Annotated in this window: 10 protein-coding genes; 8 read left to right on the top strand and 2 right to left on the bottom strand. The window is 64.4% G+C overall.

Going from position 1 to position 16,211, the window contains the following annotated elements; translation table 11 throughout:
• Window positions 1-127: 127 nt before the first annotated feature.
• Together WM94_RS15775 and WM94_RS15770 are read right to left on the bottom strand one after the other, a co-directional pair.
• On the bottom strand, window positions 128-880 hold the full coding sequence (locus WM94_RS15775) for a transporter substrate-binding domain-containing protein (RefSeq protein WP_004376261.1): 753 nt from the start codon (window positions 878-880) through the stop codon (window positions 128-130).
• Window positions 881-902: 22 nt separating this feature from the next.
• The gene (locus tag WM94_RS15770) at window positions 903-1,775 is read right to left on the bottom strand and encodes a MurR/RpiR family transcriptional regulator (protein ID WP_024087285.1); all 873 of its coding nucleotides are present in this window, start codon (window positions 1,773-1,775) and stop codon (window positions 903-905) included.
• A gap of 143 nt (window positions 1,776-1,918) precedes the next feature.
• Here WM94_RS15770 and WM94_RS15765 point away from each other — a divergent pair, with 143 nt between their 5' ends.
• From WM94_RS15765 to WM94_RS15730, 8 genes are all read left to right on the top strand, one after another.
• Window positions 1,919-2,944, top strand: coding sequence for an Ldh family oxidoreductase (locus WM94_RS15765; RefSeq protein ID WP_061551627.1), 1,026 nt, complete (start codon window positions 1,919-1,921; stop codon window positions 2,942-2,944).
• Window positions 2,945-3,178: 234 nt separating this feature from the next.
• Window positions 3,179-4,375 (top strand): amino acid aminotransferase, encoded by a 1,197-nt coding sequence (locus WM94_RS15760; RefSeq protein ID WP_015270691.1) that lies wholly within the window; start codon window positions 3,179-3,181, stop codon window positions 4,373-4,375.
• 346 nt (window positions 4,376-4,721) lie between these two features.
• Window positions 4,722-6,002, top strand: coding sequence for a serine/threonine transporter (locus tag WM94_RS15755; RefSeq protein ID WP_061304985.1), 1,281 nt, complete (start codon window positions 4,722-4,724; stop codon window positions 6,000-6,002).
• A 164-nt stretch (window positions 6,003-6,166) separates the two neighbouring features.
• Window positions 6,167-6,667 carry a thiol peroxidase gene (tpx, locus tag WM94_RS15750; protein ID WP_039614183.1) on the top strand — a complete coding sequence of 167 codons (501 nt, stop codon included), beginning with the start codon at window positions 6,167-6,169 and terminating at the stop codon, window positions 6,665-6,667.
• A gap of 459 nt (window positions 6,668-7,126) precedes the next feature.
• A complete protein-coding gene (locus WM94_RS15745; RefSeq protein WP_061551626.1) occupies window positions 7,127-8,449 on the top strand; it encodes an MdtA/MuxA family multidrug efflux RND transporter periplasmic adaptor subunit in 1,323 nt (440 codons plus the stop codon).
• A complete protein-coding gene (locus WM94_RS15740) occupies window positions 8,446-11,544 on the top strand; it encodes an MdtB/MuxB family multidrug efflux RND transporter permease subunit (RefSeq protein ID WP_039614185.1) in 3,099 nt (1,032 codons plus the stop codon). The genes WM94_RS15745 and WM94_RS15740 overlap by 4 nt, the downstream gene beginning before the upstream one ends.
• A complete protein-coding gene (locus tag WM94_RS15735; protein ID WP_061551625.1) occupies window positions 11,541-14,648 on the top strand; it encodes an efflux RND transporter permease subunit in 3,108 nt (1,035 codons plus the stop codon). Before WM94_RS15740 ends, WM94_RS15735 begins: the two co-directional genes overlap by 4 nt.
• Window positions 14,645-16,132: an efflux transporter outer membrane subunit gene (locus WM94_RS15730; protein WP_061551624.1), complete on the top strand. Its 1,488-nt coding sequence runs from the start codon at window positions 14,645-14,647 to the stop codon at window positions 16,130-16,132. Before WM94_RS15735 ends, WM94_RS15730 begins: the two co-directional genes overlap by 4 nt.
• Window positions 16,133-16,211: the final 79 nt, after the last annotated feature.

Genomic DNA, 16,211 nt, shown 5'->3' with positions numbered 1-16,211 from the left:
ACCTCACCGGCCTCATCGCCGGCAAGCCAGCTCCCACAGGTACACCGCTGTTCTTCAGGTCAGTGAGCAACCTGTGGGAGCTGGCTTGCCGGCGATAGGGCCCAGTCAGGCAATGAGGGCTTGAAGATCAGTTGTAGATATCGAAAGCGAAGTACTTGCTGGCGATCTTCTGGTAGGTGCCGTTGGCCACGATCTGTTGCAGCGCGGTGTTCAGGCGCTGGCGCAGGGCTTCGTCGTCCTTGCGCACGGCAATGGCGGCATCGGCCTTGGTGTCGGCCACGTCGCCGAGGATCTTGCAGCAGTCCCCGCCGTTCTTGGTCATCCACTCGTTCAGTGGGAATTTGTCGGCAATTACGCCATCCAGGCGGCCCGCGGCCAGGTCGGCGTTGGCTTCGTCCATGGTCGGGTACAGCTTCACATCCGCACCGGCCTTGGCGTAGACGTCTTCGGCATAGATGGCCTGGGTGGAGGACGACTGGGCGCCAACGGTGTAGCCGTCGAAGTTGGTCTGGGCGTCGGTGATCTTGCTGTCCTTGGCCACGGCGACAGTCAGCGGGGTGCGGTAGTAGTGGTCGGTGAAGGCGATTTTCTTGCGCCGTTCTTCGGTATTGATCATCGACGCGACCACTGCGTCGTACTTGCGTGCCATCAGCGCCGGGATGATGCCTTCCCAGTCCTGGGCCACCAGCGTGCACTCGACTTTCATCTGCTCGCACAGGGCGTGGGTGATGTCGACGTCGAAGCCGTGCAACTGGTTATTGGCGTCGACATAGTTGAAGGGCGGGTAGGCGCCCTCGGTGGCGAAGCGCAGGGTTTCGGCACTGGCGGCACCCGACAGCAGCAGGGCGCACGCACCCACCAAGGCCATGGTCTTTTTCATCTCGCACCTCATTGCACTCTTGCTATTGTTGTTTTCCCGTCGACCACGAGGTGTAGCCGACGAATTCGTTATGTAGAGCGGCAGTTGCTTCCAAGCGCTTTTCAACATCCGGCCCGAGCTTCTTGCAGACCTCGTTGACCATCAGGTGCACCCACGACAGCATGGTCGAGGTGGACTCCCAGAACAGGTTGAACTCGGTGGGGATGCGGAACACCTCGTCGGCGTTGGCATCGGCCCAGTCACAGAAGGTGTCGGTCACCAGGGTGACCGCTATGCCAGCCTCGCGCGCCTTCTGGCACAACAGCAGGGCATGGCGGGAATAACGGCGGGCTTCGAACACCACCAGGGCGCTGTCTTCGGCGCGGCCCAGCAATACTTCGCCAAAGTGCCCGGCACTCATATCCACCAGCTGCACGCCATCGCGCAGGTACTGCAGCAGGTGGCTCATGCACATGGCGATGCCGCGCTCGGTCTGGAAGCCGGCAATGAACACCCGCTGCTTGCTTGCCAGGCGCTGCGCGACGCTGTGCCAGGCGCTGCTCTGGCGATACTCGTGCACGCGCACCAGGGCGGCGATTTCCAGCTCCAGGCTGCCGGCGTTGTCGCTGGCGTCCTGGTTCTGGCGGTAATCTTGCAGGCGGTCGCCCACCAGCCACGGGCCATCGCCCAGGTCGTTCTGCAGGTCTTGCTTCAACGCCTTTAGATGGGCATAACCCAATGAGCGGCAGAAACGGCCGACGCTGGATTCGCTGACGCCCAGCTTGACGGCAATGCTGGCCGAGGTCTGGAACGGCAGTTCATGCAGGTTGGCGAGCATGTAGGTGGCGATCTTGCGGCCCGAAGCAGCGGCCCCTTCGAGGCTGTTTTCCAGGCGTTGCTTGATCGGTTGGCTCATGCTGCGGCTCCAGGGGTAAGGCTTGCGAAAGAAAATGGCTGTTTTCTGTCATCAAGTCAACATTTGACAGATAGCTGTCACATGCAGGAAAGTTTTTGTCGTTGCAACGCTGTAGCCATTCCAATTCCAACAAGGAGCTTCAGATGTCCGCACCTTCCACCAGCACCGTCGTGCGTGTGCCTTTTACCGAGCTGCAGGGCCTGTTGCAGAGCATTTTCCAGCGCCATGGCTGCAGCGAAAGCGTGGCCCGGGTGCTGGCCCACAATTGCGCCAGCGCCCAGCGCGATGGTGCCCATAGCCATGGGGTGTTCCGCATGCCCGGCTATGTTTCGACATTGGCCAGTGGCTGGGTCGATGGCCAGGCCACGCCGAAGGTCAGCGACGTGGCGCCCGGTTATGTTCGCGTCGATGCCGCAGGCGGCTTCGCCCAGCCGGCGCTGGCGGCGGCCCGCGAACTTCTGGTGGCGAAGGCGCGCAACGCTGGCATCGCCGTGCTGGCGATCCACAACTCGCACCACTTCGCCGCGCTGTGGCCGGATGTGGAGCCTTTCGCCGACGAAGGCCTGGTAGCCCTGAGCGTGGTCAACAGCATGACCTGCGTGGTGCCGCACGGCGCCCGCAAGCCGCTGTTCGGCACCAACCCCATCGCCTTTGCCGCACCCTGCGCCGAACATGACCCGATCGTCTTCGACATGGCCACCAGCGCCATGGCCCATGGCGACGTGCAGATTGCCGCGCGTGCTGGCCAGCAATTGCCGCAGGGCATGGGTGTGGATTCCAATGGCGAGCCGACCACCGACCCCAAGGCGATTCTGGAAGGCGGCGCCTTGCTGCCATTTGGCGGGCACAAGGGCTCGGCCTTGTCGATGATGGTCGAGTTGCTGGCGGCGGCGCTGACCGGCGGGCATTTCTCCTGGGAGTTCGACTGGTCGGGGCACCCGGGGGCGAAGACGCCGTGGACCGGGCAACTGATCATCGTCATCGACCCGAACAAGGCCGAGGGCGAACGTTTTGCCCAGCGCAGCCGCGAGCTGGTCGAGCAGATGCAGGCGGTAGGGCTGACGCGCATGCCGGGCGAGCGGCGTTACCGCGAGCGCGAGGTGGCCGAGGAGGAGGGGGTGGCGGTGACCGAGCAGGAATTGCAAGGCCTGAACGAGCTGCTTGGCTGACCCGGCCCTATCGCCGGCAAGCCAGCTCCCACAGGTACACCACAAACCTTAAGGCCTGTGGTGTACCTGTGGGAGCTGGCTTGCCGGCGATGAGGCCCTCACTGCCTGCGCCAATCCTCAGCCATGCAATGTTGCATAGACAACCTTGCACAATAGTTGATGTTCCTGAGCCCGCACTCCGGGTATGCTCAGGGCTGCCTTTTCGAACTGTCCTGATCCAAGGAGCTGCACGCTGTGTTCAAACATGTCGATGCCTATGCCGGCGACCCGATCCTCTCGTTGATGGAAACCTTCAAGGCCGACCCGCGCGCCGACAAGGTCAACCTGAGTATCGGCCTGTACTACGATGAGGCCGGCGTGGTGCCGCAACTGGCGGCTGTGGATGCGGTGGAGAAACGCATCGCCGGCCAGGACCACGAAGCCTCTCTGTACCTGCCGATGGAAGGCCTGGCCAGCTACCGCCAGGCGATCCAGGCGCTGCTGTTCGGTGCCGATCACCCGGCTGTTACCGGCGGGCGTGTGGCCACCGTGCAGACCGTAGGCGGTTCCGGCGCCCTCAAAGTTGGCGCCGACTTCCTCAAGCGCTACTTCCCGCAGTCCGAAGTCTGGGTCAGCAACCCGACCTGGGACAACCACCGCGCCATCTTCGAAGGCGCCGGCTTCAAGGTGCACACCTACCCGTACTTCGACCAGGCCACCCGTGGCGTGGACTTCGACGGCATGCTGGCCACCCTGCAGACCCTGCCGGCCAACAGCGTGGTGCTGCTGCACCCGTGCTGCCACAACCCCACCGGCGCCGACCTGGAACAGCACCAGTGGCAACAGGTGGTTGAAGTGGTCAAGGCACGCCAACTGATCCCGTTCCTCGACATCGCCTACCAGGGCTTCGCCGAAGGCCTGGTGGAAGACGCCTACGCCATCCGCGAAATGGCCCGCGCCGGCGTGCCGTGCCTGGTCAGCAACTCGTTCTCGAAGATCTTCTCGCTGTACGGCGAGCGTGTCGGCGGCCTGTCGGTGGTCTGCGACGATGAAGCCACTGCCCAGAGCGTGCTCGGCCAGCTGAAGGCTACCGTGCGCCGCAACTACTCCAGCCCGCCCAACTTCGGCGCCCAGCTGGTCGCTGGCGTGCTCGGCGATGCGGCCCTCAATGCCCAGTGGGCCGAGGAAGTCGAAGTGATGCGCAAACGTATCCTCGACATGCGCCAGGCGCTGGTCGATGCCCTGGCCGTGCTGCTGCCAGGCCAGGACTTCCAGTTCTTCCTGCGCCAGCGCGGCATGTTCAGCTACACCGGCTTCAGCGTCGAGCAGGTGCGCCGCCTGCGTGACGAGTTCGGCGTGTACCTGATCGACAGCGGCCGCGTATGCATGTCCGGCCTGCGCCCGGCCAACCTGCAACGGGTTGCCGAAGCCTTCGCCGCCGTCCAGAAGTAACACCGTACCAGGCCGCTTCTGTGGGGCGCGGCCTTTGTAGGAGCGGCCTTGTGTCGCGAAAGGGGTGCGCAGCGCCCCCAACGTTTGCAACTTCGCCGCGAATATTGCCGGGGCCGCTTTGCGGCCCTTTCGCGACACAAGGCCGCTCCTACACCTGTCAAATCCCTCCTGCAGTCCACGGGCACAACCCGCTTGTAAAGACAAGTGCAACCGCTCCTCGGAAAAGGGCTTCGCAAGTGCAACCTTTCCGTGCACAATCGCGCTCCCTTTTTCGGTTGAGTTGGGCGAAACGTCTATTTCGCCATTCTCAGCCTGTTGCAGTCTTGCGAGTGGAGCTTCACCCGGAATGAATGAGCAGGCCCCAAGCGTTGAACAACGCTTTGCAGAATCGACCCCCGCCACCCTCGGCAGCTGGTCGCGTCACGACACCACCTGGATGCTGGGCCTGTTCGGCACAGCGATCGGCGCCGGAACCCTGTTCCTGCCGATCAACGCCGGCCTTGGCGGCTTCTGGCCGTTGCTGATCCTGGCCATGCTGGCCTTCCCGATGACCTATTTCGCTCACCGCGGGCTGACCCGTTTCGTCCTTTCCGGGCGCAATGACGGCGATATCACCGAAGTGGTCAAGGAGCACTTCGGCATTACCGCCGGCGCCTCGATCACCGTGCTGTACTTCTTCGCGATCTTCCCGATCCTGCTTATCTATAGCGTGGCGCTGACCAACACCGTGTCCAGCTTCATGGAGCACCAGCTGCACATGCAGCCGCCGCCACGGGCCATCCTGTCGTTCGTGCTGATCCTCGGCCTGCTGGCCATCGTGCGCTGCGGGGAGCAGGCCACGGTCAAGGTCATGAGCCTGCTGGTCTACCCGTTCATCGTCGCCCTGGCATTGCTGGGCCTGTACCTGGTGCCGCACTGGACCGGTGGCATTCTCGACAGCGCCACCCAGGTACCACCAGCTTCGGCCTTCCTGCACACCCTGTGGCTGGCGATTCCGGTGATGGTGTTCTCGTTCAACCACTCGCCGATCATCTCCGCCTTTGCCGTCGACCAGAAGCGCCGCTACGGCGAGCATGCCGATGAGCGTAGCGGCCAGATCCTGCGCCGTGCCCACCTGCTGATGGTGGTGATGGTGCTGTTCTTCGTGTTCAGCTGCGTGCTCACCCTGAGCAGCGCCCAGCTGGCCGAGGCCAAGGCGCAGAACCTGTCGATCCTGTCGTACCTGGCCAACCACTTCAGCAACCCGACCATCGCGTTCGCTGCACCGCTGATCGCCTTCGTGGCCATTGCCAAGTCGTTCCTCGGCCACTACATCGGCGCCAGCGAAGGCCTGAAGGGCATCATCACCAAGGCCGGTGCACGCCCGGCGGGCAAGACCCTGGACCGGGTGGTTGCCGCGCTGATGCTGGTGGTGTGCTGGATTGTCGCCACCCTCAACCCGAGCATCCTCGGCATGATCGAGTCGCTCGGTGGCCCCATCCTCGCGGTGTTGCTGTTCCTGATGCCGATGTACGCCATTCGCCGCGTGCCATCCATGCGCAAGTACAGCGGTGCTGCCTCCAACGTGTTCGTGGTAGTCGTCGGCCTGGTTGCGCTGACCTCGGTGGTATACGGCCTGCTGGGCTGATACGCCATCCGCAAAAGTTATGCCCGGGGCGCTTGTAGCCACCCGGGCATTTTTTTGTCCACAAGAATTGTCCGGTAATAGAACAATTTCACTGCCCCCATAGGCACCCGGCCGCCTTCATGCTTAACTCAGTGTCCTTTTCAAACCCGCATAAGGATTTCGTCATGGCTCAAGTGACTCTCAAAGGCAACCCGGTTCAGGTCAACGGCGAGCTGCCGAAAGCCGGCGCCCAGGCTCCGGCTTTCTCCCTGGTAGGTGAAGGCCTGGCTGACAAGTCGCTGACTGACTACGCCGGCAAGCGCAAGGTGCTGAACATCTTCCCGAGCGTCGACACCCCGACCTGCGCTACCTCTGTGCGCAAGTTCAACGCCCAGGCCAACGATGTGGCCAACACCGTGGTGCTGTGCATCTCCGCCGACCTGCCGTTCGCCCAGGCACGCTTCTGCGGCGCCGAAGGCCTGGACAACGTGAAGAACCTGTCGACCCTGCGTGGCCGCGAGTTCCTCGAAAACTACGGCGTGGCCATCGCCGATGGCCCGCTGGCCGGCCTGGCTGCCCGTGCCGTGGTGGTGCTGGACGAAAACGACAAGGTGCTGCACAGCGAGCTGGTTGGCGAAATCGCTGATGAGCCGAACTACGATGCAGCGCTGGCTGTGCTGAAGTAAGAGTTGTGTGGGGCAGGGCGGGCGTCGATCGCCTGTACCGGCCTCTTCGCGGGTAAACCCGCTCCCACCGGTACTGCACAATGCTTCAGGACTGCGCGGTACCTATGTAGGAGCAGCCTTGTGCTGCGAAGAGGCCATTACTGCCACAGAGTCTCTTTTGCCGTGCCGGCCCCTTCGCAGCACAAGGCTGCTCCTACAGGTAGTGCACTGCACCTGTGGGAGCGGGTTTACCCGCGAAGGGGCCGGCACAGGCAACCGAAACCTTTCAGCCCGCCACCGCTCCAGGCAACACCCTGTAAACGGCCCGGAACGCTTTCCGGGCCGTTTTCATTTAAAGTTCAACCCCTTGGCAACGTCAGGCAAAGGTAAACCTCTGGTAAAGGCGCTTTGCTAAAACGATGCCAGTGCTTATCGTTCATTCTCCCCAAGCCGTCATTCCGAACAAGGTTCGTTCAACCCATGCAAGTGTCCAATTCCCGCTCCCCTCGTCGCTGGCTCGTCGGCCTGCTGATCCTGCTGCTGGTGGCTGCACTGGCCTGGTGGCTGTGGCCCGCAGCGACGCCTGCGCATAAAGAAGCCGGTGGCGGGCGCGGCGGCAAGGGCATGGGCATGATGGGCGGTCGCCCGGGCTTCGGCGGCTCCAGCGACCCGGTGCCGGTGCGCGTCGAGCCGGTGCGGGTGGGCGACTTCCCGCTGTACTACAAGGCCCTGGGCACAGTCACCGCGACCAACACCGTCAACGTGCGCAGCCGCGTGGCTGGCGAGCTGGTCAAGATCCACTTCAAGGAAGGCCAGCAGGTCAAGGCCGGCGGCCTGCTCGCCGAAATCGACCCGCGCCCGTACCGCATTGCCCTGCAGCAGGCCGAGGGCACCCTGGCGCAGAACCAGGCGCAACTGAAGAACGCCCAGGTCGACCTGGCCCGCTATAAAGGCCTGTACGCCGAAGACAGCATCGCCAAGCAAACCCTCGACACCGCCGAAGCGCAGGTGGCACAGTTCCAGGGGCTGGTGAAGACCAACCAGGCGCAGGTCAATGACGCCCGCCTGAACCTCGACTTCACCCAGATCCGCGCGCCGATCAACGGCCGCGTAGGCCTGCGCCAGCTCGACCTGGGCAACCTGGTGGCGGCCAACGACACCACCGCGCTGGTGGTGATCACGCAGACCGAGCCGATCAGCGTTGCCTTCACCCTGCCGGAAACCGAGTTGAGCACCGTGCTGGAACGCTACCGCAGCGGCGCCAGTCTGCCGGTCGAGGCCTGGGACCGCAGTGACAGCAAGCTGCAGTCCACCGGCGTGCTGGGCAGCATCGACAACCAGATCGACACCACCACCGGCACCCTCAAGTTCAAGGGCCGCTTCGAGAACAAGGACCTGGCCCTGTTCCCCAACCAGTTCGTCAACGTGCGCCTGCTGGCCGACACCCTCAAGCAGGTGACCATGGCCCCGGCGGCGGCCATCCAGTTCGGCAATGACGGCTCGTTCGCCTACGTGGTCAATGACCAGAACACGGTCAACATCCGCAAGCTCAAGGTTGGCGCCAGCGACGGCGAGAACAGCGTCATTCTCGAGGGCCTCAAGGCCGGCGACCGCCTGGTGCTGGAAGGCACCGACCGCCTGCGCGAAGGCACCAAGGTGGAAGTTGTCGAAGACAGCTCGCAAGTGCCGACCACCCCGGGCCCGCACCTGCAAGGCCAGGAAGCCAAGGGTTCGGCAAGCACTGGCGATGTGCAGCCCGGTGAAGCACAGCCTGGTAGCGCAGCAGGCAAGGCGGGCGCATGAACCTCTCGCGTCTGTTCATCCTGCGACCGGTTGCCACCACGCTGAGCATGCTGGCCATCGTCCTGGCCGGCCTGATCGCCTACAAGCTGCTGCCGGTTTCCGCATTGCCGCAGGTGGATTACCCGACCATCCGGGTCATGACCCTGTACCCAGGCGCCAGCCCGCAGGTCATGACCAGCGCGGTTACCGCGCCGCTCGAACGTCAGTTCGGCCAGATGCCAGGCCTGGAGCAGATGGCCTCGACCAGCTCCGGCGGCGCCTCGGTGCTGACCTTGCGCTTCAACCTCGACATGAACATGGACGTTGCAGAGCAACAGGTGCAGGCCGCGATCAACGCCGCCAGCAACCTGCTGCCCAGCGACCTTCCGGCGCCGCCGGTGTACAACAAGGTCAACCCGGCCGACACCCCGGTGCTGACCCTGGCCATCTCCAGCAAGACCATGCCGCTGCCCAAGCTCAACGACCTGGTCGATACCCGTGTGGCACAGAAGCTCGCACAGATCAGCGGTGTGGGCATGGTCAGCATCGCCGGTGGCCAGCGCCAGGCGGTGCGGATCAAGGTCAACGTCGATGCCCTGGCCGCCAACGGCCTGAACCTGGAGGACGTACGCACCCTGATCGGCGCTTCCAACGTCAACCAGCCCAAGGGCAACTTCGACGGCCCGACCCGGGTGTCGATGCTCGACGCCAACGACCAGCTGCGTTCCCCTGAGGAATACGCCAACCTGATCCTGGCCTACAACAATGGCGCGCCTCTGCGTCTGAAGGATGTTGCAGAAATCGTCGACGGCGCCGAAAACGAGCGCCTGGCTGCCTGGGCCAACGAAAACCACGCCGTGCTGTTGAACATCCAGCGCCAGCCGGGCGCCAACGTCATCGAAGTGGTCGACCGCATCAAGGCCCTGCTGCCGTCGATCACCGACAACCTGCCGGCCGGCCTCGATGTGTCGGTGCTCACCGACCGCACCCAGACCATACGCGCCGCGGTCAAGGACGTGCAGCACGAACTGCTGATCGCCATCGCCCTGGTGGTGATGGTCACGTTCGTCTTCCTGCGCCGTTTCAGCGCCACGCTCATCCCGTCGATCGCCGTGCCGTTGTCGCTGATCGGCACCTTCGGCGTGATGTACCTGGCCGGTTTCTCGGTCAACAACCTGACCCTGATGGCCCTGACCATCGCCACCGGTTTCGTGGTCGACGACGCCATCGTCATGCTGGAGAACATCTCCCGGCACATCGAGGAGGGCGAGACGCCCATGCAGGCGGCGCTCAAGGGCGCCCGGCAAATCGGCTTCACCCTGATCTCGCTGACCTTCTCGCTGATTGCAGTACTGATCCCGCTGCTGTTCATGGCCGATGTGGTCGGCCGCCTGTTCCGCGAGTTCGCCATCACCCTGGCGGTGGCCATCCTGATTTCCCTGGTGGTATCGCTGACCCTCACGCCGATGATGTGCGCGCGCCTGCTCAAGCGCGAGCCCAAGGAAGAGGAACAGGGCCGTTTCTACCGCGCCAGTGGCGCCTGGATCGACTGGCTGATCAGGCACTACGGCAGCGCCCTGCAGTGGGTGCTCAAGCGCCAGCCGTTGACGCTGCTGGTGGCCGTGGCCAGCCTGGCGCTCACCGTATTCCTGTACATGGTGGTGCCCAAGGGCTTCTTCCCGGTGCAGGACACCGGGGTGATCCAGGGCATTTCCGAAGCGCCGCAGTCCACCTCGTTCGCCGCCATGAGCGAACGCCAGCAGGCGCTGAGCAAGGTGATCCTGCAGGACCCGGCGGTGCAGAGCCTGTCGTCCTACATTGGTGTCGATGGCGACAACGCCACGCTCAACAGCGGCCGCCTGCTGATCAACCTCAAACCCCATGGCGAGCGTGATGTCACTGCCAGCGAGGTGATCAACCGCCTGCAGCCGCAAGTCGATCGGCTGGTGGGCATCCGCCTGTTCATGCAGCCGGTGCAGGACCTGAGCATCGAGGACCGGGTCAGCCGGACCCAGTACCAGTTCAGCCTCTCGTCGCCCGACGCCGACCTGCTGGCGCAGTGGAGCGGCAAGCTGGTGCAGGCGCTGCAGCAGCGCCCCGAACTGGCCGACGTGGCCAGCGACCTGCAGGACAAGGGCCTGCAGGTGTACCTGGTGATCGACCGCGACATGGCCGGCCGCCTGGGCATCAGCGTGTCGCAAATCACCAACGCCCTGTATGACGCCTTCGGCCAGCGTCAGATCTCGACCATCTACACCCAGGCCAGCCAGTACCGCGTGGTGCTGCAGTCGCAGGATGCGGCGGTGATCGGCCCGCAGGCGCTGGAGTCGATCCACGTCAAGGCCACCGATGGCGGCCAGGTGCGCCTGTCGGCGCTGGCGCGCATCGAGCAGCGCCAGGCCCAGCTGGCCATTTCCCACATTGGCCAGTTCCCGGCAGTGACCTTGTCGTTCAACCTGGCCCACGGCGCTTCGCTGGGCAAGGCGGTGCAGGTGATCGAGCAGGTGCAGAAGGACATCGGCATGCCGCTGGGCGTGCAGACCCGCTTCCAGGGCGCGGCGGAGGCCTTCCAGGCATCGCTGTCGAGCACCTTGCTGTTGATCCTGGCGGCGGTGGTGACCATGTACATCGTGCTGGGCGTGCTGTACGAGAGCTACATCCACCCGGTGACCATTCTTTCGACACTGCCGTCGGCAGCGGTCGGCGCCTTGCTGGCCTTGCTCATCAGCGGCAACGACCTGGGCATGATCGCCATCATCGGCATCATCCTGCTGATCGGCATCGTCAAGAAGAACGCGATCATGATGATCGACTTCGCCCTCGAGGCCGAGCGCCAGCAGGGAATGAGCCCGCGCGATGCCATCTACCAGGCGGCGCTGCTGCGCTTCCGGCCGATCCTGATGACTACCCTGGCCGCGCTGTTCGGCGCCGTGCCGCTGATGCTCGCCACCGGTTCGGGTGCCGAGCTGCGCCAGCCGCTGGGCCTGGTGATGGTCGGCGGGTTGCTGGTCAGCCAGGTGCTGACGCTGTTCACCACCCCGGTCATCTACCTGTACTTCGACCGCCTGGCCCGCCGCTGGCGCCCGGCCACTGACGTGAAGCAGGCCGAGGCATGAACCTGTCCGGTCCTTTCATCCGTCGCCCGGTTGCGACGATGCTGTTGAGCCTGGCGATCATGCTGCTGGGCGGGGTCAGCTTCGGCCTGCTGCCGGTGGCACCGCTGCCACAGATGGACTTCCCGGTAATCGTGGTGTCGGCCAACCTGTCCGGCGCCAGCCCGGAAGTCATGGCGTCCACCGTGGCCACACCGCTGGAGCGCAAGCTGGGCAGCATTGCCGGCGTGACCACCCTGACCAGCAGCTCCAACCAGGGCTCCACACGGGTGATCATCGGCTTCGAGATGGGCCGCGACATCGACGGTGCGGCGCGCGAGGTGCAGGCGGCGATCAACGCCACCCGCAACCTGCTGCCCAGCGGTATGCGCAGCATGCCCACCTACAAGAAGATCAACCCGTCGCAGGCACCGATCATGGTGCTGTCGCTGACTTCGGACGTGCTGCAGAAGGGCCAGCTGTACGACCTGGCCGACACCATCCTGTCGCAGAGCCTGGCCCAGGTGCCCGGGGTAGGGGAAGTGCAGATCGGCGGCAGTTCGCTGCCGGCGGTGCGCATTGCCGTCGAGCCGCAATTGCTCAACCAGTACGGCCTGTCGCTGGATGAAGTACGTACTGCCGTGTCCAACGCCAACCAGCGCCGGCCGATGGGCTTTGTCGAGGACGCCGAGCGCAACTGGCAGGTGCGCGCCAATGACCAGCTGGAAAGCGCCAAGGACTACGAGCCGCTGGTGATCCGCCAGCAGAACGGCACCATCCTGCGCCTTTCCGACGTGGCGACCATCACCGACGGCGTCGAGAACCGCTACAACAGCGGCTTCTTCAATGACCAGAGCGCGGTGCTGCTGGTGGTCAACCGCCAGACAGGCGCCAACATCATTGAAACGGTCGACCAGATCAAGGCGCAGTTGCCGGCCCTGCAGTCGCTGCTGCCGGCCAGCGTGCAACTGAACGTGGCCATGGACCGTTCGCCAGTGATCAAGGCAACCCTCAAGGAAGCCGAGCACACCCTGCTGATCGCCGTGGTGCTGGTGATCCTGGTGGTCTACCTGTTCCTCGGCAGCCTGCGTGCTTCGCTGATCCCCAGCCTGGCGGTGCCGGTCTCACTGGTGGGCACCTTCGCGGTCATGTACCTGTGCGGCTTCTCGCTCAACAACCTGTCGCTGATGGCGCTGATCCTCGCCACTGGCCTGGTGGTGGACGATGCCATCGTGGTGCTGGAGAACATATCCCGGCACATCGAGGACGGCCAACCACCTATGAAAGCGGCCTTCCTGGGCGCCAAGGAAGTGGGTTTCACCTTGCTGTCGATGAACGTGTCGCTGGTGGCGGTATTCGTCTCCATCCTGTTCATGGGTGGCATCGTGCGCAACCTGTTCCAGGAGTTCTCCATCACCCTGGCGGCGGCGATCATCGTGTCGCTGGCGGTGTCGCTGACCCTCACGCCGATGCTGTGCGCCCGCTGGCTCAAACCGCACCAGGCCGAGCCGACACGTCTGCAGCGCTGGAGCGAACAGTTGCACCAGCGCATGGTCGATGCCTATGACCGCAGCCTGGGCTGGGCCTTGCGCCACAAACGCCTGACGCTGATCAGCCTGCTGGCCACCATCGGCATCAACATCGCCCTGTACGTGGTGGTGCCGAAAACGCTGATGCCGCAGCAGGATACCGGCCAGCTGATAGGCTTCATCCGTGGCGACGATGGCCTGTCGTTCAGCGTCATGCAACCGAAAATGGAAATCTACCGCCGCGCCTTGCTGGCCGACCCGGCAGTGCAGAGCGTTGCCGGCTTCATCGGTGGCAACAGCGGGACCAACAATGCCTTTGTGCTGGTGCGCCTGAAGCCGATCAGCGAGCGCAAGCTCGACGCCCAGAAGGTGATCGAACGCCTGCGCAAGGAAATGCCCAAGGTACCCGGCGGACGCCTGTTCCTGATGGCCGACCAGGACCTGCAACTGGGCGGTGGTGGCCGTGACCAGACCTCTTCGCAGTACCTGTACTCCCTGCAGAGCGGAGACCTGGCGGCCCTGCGCGAATGGTTCCCGAAAGTGGTGGCGGCGCTGCGTGCACTGCCGCAACTGACTGCCATCGACGCCCGCGACGGTGCCGGCACCCAGCAGGTGACCCTGGTGGTCGACCGTGACCAGGCCAAGCGCCTGGGCATCGACATGGACATGGTCACCTCGGTGCTGAACAACGCCTATAGCCAGCGGCAGATATCCACCATCTACGACAGCCTCAACCAGTACCAGGTAGTGCTCGAGATCAACCCGAAGTACGCCTGGGACCCAAGCACCCTCGAGCAGGTGCAGGTGATTACCGCCGACGGTGCCCGGGTACCGCTGTCGACCATCGCCCACTACGAGAACAGCCTGGCCAACGACCGGGTCAGCCACGAAGGCCAGTTCGCCGCCGAAAGCATCGCCTTCGACGTCGCCGAAGGCTACAGCCCCGACCAGGCCATGGCGGCGCTGGAGCGTGCGGTGGCCAAGCTGGGCTTGCCCGAGGAAGTGATCGCCAAGCTCGGCGGTACCGCCGATGCCTTTGCCAAGACCCAGGAAGGCCAGCCGCTGATGATCCTTGGCGCGCTGGTGCTGGTCTACCTGGTGCTGGGCATTCTCTACGAAAGCTACATTCACCCGCTGACCATCCTCTCGACACTGCCCTCGGCCGGCGTCGGTGCCCTGCTGGCGCTGTACGTCACCGGCGGCGAGTTCAGCCTGATCTCGCTGCTGGGGCTGTTCCTGCTGATCGGCGTGGTGAAGAAGAACGCCATCCTGATGATCGACCTGGCCTTGCAGCTGGAGCGCCACCAGGGCCTTACACCGGAAGAGTCGATCCGCCGGGCCTGCCTGCTGCGCCTGCGGCCGATCCTGATGACGACCCTGGCGGCCATCCTCGGTGCCTTGCCGCTGCTGCTGAGCCGCGCCGAAGGCGCGGAAATGCGCCAGCCACTGGGCCTGACCATCATTGGCGGCCTGGTGTTCAGCCAGGTCCTCACTCTTTACACGACACCGGTGGTCTACCTGTACCTGGACCGCCTGCGTCACCGTTTCAACCGTTGGCGTGGCGTGCGCACCGACGCCGCCCTGGAAACCCCGCTATGACTTTTGCCCAGACCCCACTTCACCGTGCCCTGCAGACGTTGACCCGTGGGCGTGGCTCGCGCCTGCTCGGCGCCGGGTTGTGCGTCGCCTTGCTCAGCGCCTGCACCCTGAGCCCGGACTACCACCGCCCGGAACTGAGCAGCACGGCGCAGTTCAAGCACGCCGAAGGCTGGACCCAGGCCACGCCGTCCGATGCCATCGCCCGCGGCGCCTGGTGGGAAATCTACGGCGATGCCGGGCTCAATGCACTGGTCGAAGAGCTCAACCGCAGCAACCAGACCGTGGCCCAATCGGAGGCCCAGTATCGCCAGGCCCAGGCGCTGGTGCGCAGCAGCCGGGCGGCGCTGTTCCCCAGCCTGGACCTGAGCGTCGGCAAGACCCGCTCGGCCCAGGGTACCGGCAGCTCCAGCTCGAGCCTGTCCAACAACAGCAGTGGCATTCGCAACACCTACAATGCCCAGCTCGGCGTCAGCTGGGAAATCGACCTGTGGGGCAAGCTGCGCGAGACCCTGAACGCCAACGAAGCCAGTGCCGAAGCCAGCCTGGCCGACTTGGCCTCGATCCGCCTCAGCCAGCAGTCTGAACTGGTTCAGAACTACCTGCAGTTGCGGGTGATCGACGAGCAGAAACGCCTGTTGGAAGCCACCGTGGCAGCGTATGAACGTTCCTTGCGAATGAACGAAAACCAGTATCGCGCTGGCGTCGCCGGCCCGGATGCAGTGGCCCAGGCGCGTACCCAGCTCAAGAGCACCCAGGCCGACCTGATCGACCTGGTCTGGCAGCGCGCGCAGTTCGAGAACGCCATTGCCGTGTTGCTGGGCAAGGCCCCGGCGGACTTCGCCCTGGCCGACAGCAAATCCATTCCGGCGCTGCCGCAAATTCCGGTGGCCTTGCCTTCGCAGTTGCTGGAGCGACGCCCGGACATCGCTGCGGCCGAGCGCAACGTGATGGCTGCCAACGCCAACATCGGCGTGTCGCGGGCGGCGTATTTCCCGGACCTGAGCCTGAGCATGAGTGGCGGTTACTCCAGCAGCAGCTTCAGCAACTGGATCGAACTGCCCAACCGCTACTGGTCGGTGGGCCCGCAACTGGCGCTGACCTTGTTCGACGCCGGCAAGCGCAGTGCCGAGGTGGACCGCACGGTGGCGGTGTATGACCAGACCGTGGCGCAGTACCGCCAGACCGTGCTCGACGGCTTCAAGGAAGTGGAAAACCTGCTGGTGCAGTTGAAGGTGTATGGCGATGAGGCGGTGGTGCGCCAGGAGGCACTGGATGCCGCTCGCGAGTCGCTGCGCCTGACGGAGAACCAGTACCGCGCCGGGCTGATCGGCTACCTGGATGTGGTCAACGTGCAGACCACGGCGCTGAGCAACGAGCGCAGTGTGTTGAACCTGCTGCAAGGGCGCCTGGTGGCCAGCGTGCAGCTGGTTGCTGCCCTGGGTGGTGGTTGGGATGCCGGGCAAGCCTTCGCCGAGCAGGATTGAAGCGACCCGCAGACGCGTACCTCTGTAGGAGCGGCCTTGTGTCGCGATCGGGCCGCAGAGCGGCCCCAGAACTTTGTGT

The organism is Pseudomonas sp. ABFPK, from assembly GCF_001586765.1.
In the GTDB taxonomy this organism is placed as follows: Bacteria; Pseudomonadota; Gammaproteobacteria; order Pseudomonadales; family Pseudomonadaceae; genus Aquipseudomonas; species Aquipseudomonas asiatica.
The sequence above is the reverse complement of the archived record's forward strand: the minus strand, read 5'-3'. Positions and strand labels throughout refer to the sequence as shown.

Bases quoted from the DNA above. Each gene is read 5' to 3' on its own strand.
- WM94_RS15765 (WP_061551627.1), top strand. From the start codon at position 1,919: ATGTCCGCACCTTCCACCAGCACCGTCGTGCGTGTGCCTTTTACCGAG.
- WM94_RS15775 (WP_004376261.1), bottom strand. From the start codon at position 880: ATGAAAAAGACCATGGCCTTGGTGGGTGCGTGCGCCCTGCTGCTGTCG.
- WM94_RS15740 (WP_039614185.1), top strand. From the start codon at position 8,446: ATGAACCTCTCGCGTCTGTTCATCCTGCGACCGGTTGCCACCACGCTG.
- WM94_RS15745 (WP_061551626.1), top strand. From the start codon at position 7,127: ATGCAAGTGTCCAATTCCCGCTCCCCTCGTCGCTGGCTCGTCGGCCTG.
- WM94_RS15770 (WP_024087285.1), bottom strand. From the start codon at position 1,775: ATGAGCCAACCGATCAAGCAACGCCTGGAAAACAGCCTCGAAGGGGCC.
- WM94_RS15730 (WP_061551624.1), top strand. From the start codon at position 14,645: ATGACTTTTGCCCAGACCCCACTTCACCGTGCCCTGCAGACGTTGACC.
- WM94_RS15735 (WP_061551625.1), top strand. From the start codon at position 11,541: ATGAACCTGTCCGGTCCTTTCATCCGTCGCCCGGTTGCGACGATGCTG.
- WM94_RS15755 (WP_061304985.1), top strand. From the start codon at position 4,722: ATGAATGAGCAGGCCCCAAGCGTTGAACAACGCTTTGCAGAATCGACC.
- tpx (WP_039614183.1), top strand. From the start codon at position 6,167: ATGGCTCAAGTGACTCTCAAAGGCAACCCGGTTCAGGTCAACGGCGAG.